Genomic DNA, 2,869 nt, shown 5'->3' with positions numbered 1-2,869 from the left:
GCGACCTACTGCAAGGTCCGCATCGACCACCGTGTCGTGTCCCAGGCGGTCGTCGTCGCGATCGGCGTCGCCGCTGACGGGCGGCGGGTCGTGCTGGGCTTCGATGTCGGAGACAGCGAGACCGAGGAGTTCTGGAAGCAGTTCCTGCGCTCGTTGAAGACACGAGGTCTGGGCGGGGTGAAGCTGGTGATCTCCGACGCCCACGCCGGACTGAAGAAGGCCGCAGCGACCGTGTTGCAGGGCGCCGCCTGGCAGCGCTGCCGCGTCCACTTCATGCGCAACGTCCTGACCGCCCTCCCGAAGGGCCGGCAGGAGATGGTCGCCAGCGTGATCCGCACGATCTTCGCCCAACCCGACGCCGAGCACATCGATGCCCAGTTCGACGAAGTCGTGCGCATGATCGAGCGCGTCCACCCCAAGACCGCCGTGATGCTCACCGACGCCCGTGACGACATCCTCGCGTTCAAAGCGTTCCCCGCCCGGCATTGGCGACAGATCTGGTCCACGAACCCGCTGGAACGCCTCAATCGGGAGATCAAGCGCCGCACCGACGTCGTTGGCGTGTTCCCGAACAACGCCGCCCTGCTCCGCCTGGCCGGCTCCGTCCTCGTCGAGCAACACGACGAATGGGAAGCCGCCGACCGCCGCTACTTCTCCGAAGCCTCCATGACCGAGCTCACCGCGACCACCCCCACCATCGACGAGGCGGTGATACTCCCCGAGATCACCGCCGCCTAAACTAACGACAGCTGATCATCGCAACGAAGCGAAAGACCACCACTCAAACGGACGCGGCCGATTCCAACGCGATGTGCAGCACCGTGTCCGTACTGACTTTGAGTCGGTAGACCGCTCGCTCAAGCCGCAACCGGCGCAGGTGCGCTTTCGGGTTCTCACCCACGACCGCACGGAAGACGCGGTGAAAGTGATGCGGCGAAAGACCAGCGACCGCCGCGATCTCGGCGAGGGTCACCGGCTCCTCGAGACGCTCCTCCATCCAGTGAAGTGCCCGGCTCACACGTTCCGCATGCCGCTGAGCGGTGAGTGGAAGGACGACTGAGGACACGCTTCGAATCTACGAGCGCCGGTCAGTCGGCGTCTCGACGTTTTTTGCGAATCCCACCGAAGCGACTCGCCCCAATGCCCCGAAAGGTCCATATGGACATCGCGTAGACATCTCCCCTGCGAAATGGACAACTCGGAGCGTGACATCTGTAGGAACCGGCTGACGATGAACTGCTGTCGGTCGTCAGAACTGGTCTGCGAGCGCCCTCCGCTGCGCATCCCAATCGAAGTCCTCCAACGTTTTGCGAGCCGGTAACCCGGCGGCCTTGATCCGCAGCTCTGCGCCCGAAGCGTTGCGCGCCGTGGTCTTCCGCGTGAAGGAGCCTGAGTGGGACACTTCTTCTGAGGGCCACCTGTAGGGATCGCTTTGGGGTCGTCGACCGCGCATGAAGGGAGAACCGTGATGACTGGGGATGAAGTGTTCGACACGATCGCTCACGAGATGACTGCGCTTGACGGTGTGTCACGGAACCACCGCGGCAGTCTCATCGTCTCGGGAAGCAGCAGTGGCGCCGTGCGCGCCATGACCAGCGGCGGGCAGGTGGTGGTGAAGCTTGACCCAATGCGCACGGCGGCTCTCGTTGACGCCGGCGTCGGGACACACTACAAGGGTCAGAAGAACGCGTGGCTCCAGCTTCCGGCCGACCTCGACTTTGATCACGTGCGCGGTCTCATCCTCGAGGCGCTGACTGCATGAGAAACCCTTCTTGATTGATGGTCCTGTCCCCTGGTGTGGTGGAGGATCCGGCCGGGTTGTCTTCGTCGTAGACGTTGGTGAGCCATCGTGGTGATAGTCAGTGAGGGCTCGTCGGATCTGATCGACGCGGGAAGCGACCGTGTGGATCGTTGCCGCTCCGCACGATCTCACCACGGAGCGCACCGCCCGCCGCAACTGGACCCGCCCGACGACGCTCGCCACCTGGCCGGGGAGGTCGACCTGAAGGTTCCCAAATACCCGGGGGCGTGACTCACGCCTCGAGGTTCTCGGTCCCGACGAACGCGTTGTGACGCCAATAGATGTTGTCCCGGAAGTGCGCAAACCCGACGCTTTCGTACGACGCAGCGACCTTCTTTCGGGAGCGCCGAAACTCGATCTCGGACAGGTGCTCCCACGGCACCGGTTGCGCGCGGAGAACGATGAGAGTCTCCCTCCCCGTGCCGGTCACCGTCTCCACCAGCGTCGTGAGCAGACGTGGACCAAGGCGCTGACCCCGGTACGGTGGCTCCACAAAGACGCCCTCGACGATCACGAGCTGCGACACCTGCTCGCCAACCAGCGGATCGCGGGAGTCGAGCCACTCGAAGACGTTCTCATCACCGAGAATCGACTCGGTGATCTCGAATGCTTCGCCGCCTACTTGATCGAACACGTCAACGACGTCACCCACCCGGTCGAGGTCGACGGTGTACGCAGTAGCGCGCGCGATGACACGACGCTCCGGCTCCCCCTCGTCGTCGTCATCGAAGATGTACAACGTCGCGTCAGCGGAGATCTTCGCGACGCCCGACGGCAACTCCGTCCAGTTCACGGAGTCCGGTACTCCGACCAGTGGCCGCGTGACCTTCACAATGCACTCAATATCCGTGAGGTCCACGTCAAGTCGCGCAACAACAGCAGACATACTCACCCCTTCAACAACGGATACGCGGCAACGGCATCGTGCCGACAATACCCGGGCGCTAGGGCGTGTCTCTTAAAGCCTTGAGCCAGATGGTGATGGCGCGTAGGACGACGCCGCCGCGATAGGKCAGGGCGAGTTTGTCGTAGCGGGTGGCCACGGCGCACCATTGCTTGAAGATGTTG

4 protein-coding genes are annotated in these 2,869 nt (G+C 63.6%); 2 read left to right on the top strand and 2 right to left on the bottom strand.

Annotated elements, in window-relative coordinates:
- Positions 1 to 738: IS256 family transposase (locus tag B7W94_RS00705; RefSeq protein WP_253247344.1), on the top strand; the 738-nt coding region annotated here is incomplete at its 5' end.
- A 43-nt stretch (positions 739 to 781) separates the two neighbouring features.
- Here the strand turns inward: B7W94_RS00705 and B7W94_RS00700 are convergent.
- The gene (locus B7W94_RS00700; protein WP_139833211.1) at positions 782 to 1,066 is read right to left on the bottom strand and encodes a helix-turn-helix domain-containing protein; all 285 of its coding nucleotides are present in this window, start codon (positions 1,064 to 1,066) and stop codon (positions 782 to 784) included.
- 402 nt (positions 1,067 to 1,468) lie between these two features.
- Between B7W94_RS00700 and B7W94_RS00690 the strand changes: the two genes are divergently transcribed.
- Positions 1,469 to 1,762, top strand: coding sequence for a hypothetical protein (locus tag B7W94_RS00690; protein WP_005055297.1), 294 nt, complete (start codon positions 1,469 to 1,471; stop codon positions 1,760 to 1,762).
- 271 nt (positions 1,763 to 2,033) lie between these two features.
- On the opposite strand, the gene B7W94_RS00685 is transcribed toward B7W94_RS00690, so the two are convergent.
- Positions 2,034 to 2,687 carry a GNAT family N-acetyltransferase gene (locus B7W94_RS00685; protein WP_005055300.1) on the bottom strand — a complete coding sequence of 218 codons (654 nt, stop codon included), beginning with the start codon at positions 2,685 to 2,687 and terminating at the stop codon, positions 2,034 to 2,036.
- Positions 2,688 to 2,869: the final 182 nt, after the last annotated feature.

This window comes from Microbacterium sp. LEMMJ01, assembly GCF_002114135.1.
Taxonomy (GTDB): domain Bacteria; phylum Actinomycetota; class Actinomycetes; order Actinomycetales; family Microbacteriaceae; genus Microbacterium.
The sequence above is the reverse complement of the archived record's forward strand: the minus strand, read 5'-3'. Positions and strand labels throughout refer to the sequence as shown.